Source organism: Fundidesulfovibrio sp. (assembly GCF_058402725.1).
In genome coordinates, this window is the sequence record NZ_JBZVFJ010000336.1 from 1 (window position 1) to 1,671 (window position 1,671).

The 1,671-nt window shown below is 68.6% G+C and carries 2 protein-coding genes; both read left to right on the forward strand.

Translation table 11 applies throughout. The annotated features are described in order from the left end of the window. On the forward strand, window positions 1-782 hold a 782-nt coding region (locus ACV4UX_RS19335; RefSeq protein WP_491594904.1), incomplete at its 5' end, for a TadA family conjugal transfer-associated ATPase. Between the two features lie 4 nt (window positions 783-786). Next, window positions 787-1,671, forward strand: an 885-nt coding sequence (locus ACV4UX_RS19340; RefSeq protein WP_491594905.1) for a type II secretion system F family protein, incomplete at its 3' end; no start/stop codon positions are given.

Here is a 1,671-nt window from a genome sequence, read left to right on the forward strand (position 1 = left end):
CCAAGGACCCCCTCGAACTCGACGACCTCATCGCCTTCAAGGCCCTCACCCCGGAGCTGGGCGAGCTGCTCAAGGGCATCGTGACGGCCAGGCTGAACATCCTCATCTCCGGCGGCACCGGCTCGGGCAAGACCACCATGCTCAACTGCCTCTCGCGCTTCATCCCCGAGCACGAGCGCATCGTCACCGTGGAGGACGCCGCCGAGCTGCAGCTCAAGCAGGAGCACGTGGTGCGCCTGGAGACCCGCCCCGCCAACATCGAGGGGCGCGGCGAGATCACCCAGCGCGACCTCGTGAAGAACTGCCTGCGCATGCGCCCCGACCGCATCATCATCGGCGAGGTGCGCGGCGGCGAGGCCCTGGACATGCTCCAGGCCATGAACACCGGCCACGACGGCTCCCTGGCCACCATCCACGCCAACACCCCCCGCGACGCCCTCATGCGCCTGGAGACCATGGTGGCCATGGCCGGGCTGAACATCTCGAGCCTCTCGCTCAAGCGCTACGTCAGCTCCGCCATCGACGTGATCATCCAGATCGCCCGGCTCTCCGACGGCAGCCGCAAGATGATCTCCTTCCAGGAGCTCACCGGCATGGAAGGCGAGATCATCACCATGCAGGAGATCTTCGCCTTCGAGCAGAAGGGCCTGAACGCCGAGGGCAAGGTGCGCGGACAGTTCCTCTCGCGCGGCATCCGCCCCAAATTCTCCGAGAGGCTGGCCGCCAAGGGCATCAACCTGCCCGGCAACCTCTTCGCGCCCCGGGTGCTCCTGGAGATGTGAGGCCGTGCCGCCGCTGCCCGTCACACTGGCCGTTGCGGTGGCCTGCGTCTACCTGGGGGTGCTGGTGCTGGTGCTCTTCGGGCGCGACAGCGCCCGGCGCCGCGAACGCACCCTCAAGCGCCTGGAGGCCCTGGAGGAGCGCCCCGACGTGGAGGCCCCGGCCATCCTCGTCAAGAAGCAGCGCCTGAGCGAGGTGCAGTGGCTCGACCAGGGGCTGGCCCGCCTGGGCTGGACCGGGCGCATGGCCCGCAAGCTGGCCCAGGCGAGGGTGAACGCGCCGCTCTCGGTGTTCGTGCTCCTTTCGCTGACCATCGCCGTGCTGGGCGCGGCCCTGGGCGGACTCCTCTTCGAGGGGGTGCTCGTGCCCGCGCTCTTCGGCGCGGCCCTGGGCTGGCTGCCCTCGTGGTGGATCAACCGGCGCATCCGGCTGCGCAACGCCCGCTTCGAGGAGCAACTCCCCGACGCCCTGGACCTGGTGTCGCGCGCCCTCAAGGCCGGGCACACCTTCCCCACGGGCCTGACCATGGTCCAGCAGGAGTTCGAGAACCCCATCGGCGAGGAGTTCGGCAAAACCCTGGAGGAGATCAACTTCGGCGGCAGCGTCCAGGAGTCCCTGGACAACCTCTCCCAGCGCGTGAACAGCCCGGACCTGATGTTCTTCGTGGTTTCGGTGAAGATCCAGAGCGAGACGGGCGGCAACCTGGCCGAGATCGTGGAGAACATCTCCCGGCTCATCCGCGAGCGCTTCAAGCTGCGCGGCCGGGTGAACGTGCTTTCGGCCGAGGGGCGCTTCGCGGCCTGGATCCTCTGCTGCATGCCCCCGGGCATCGCCCTGGTGATCAACCTGATCAACCCGGGCTACATGGGGGCGCTTCTGGAGCCGGGCCTG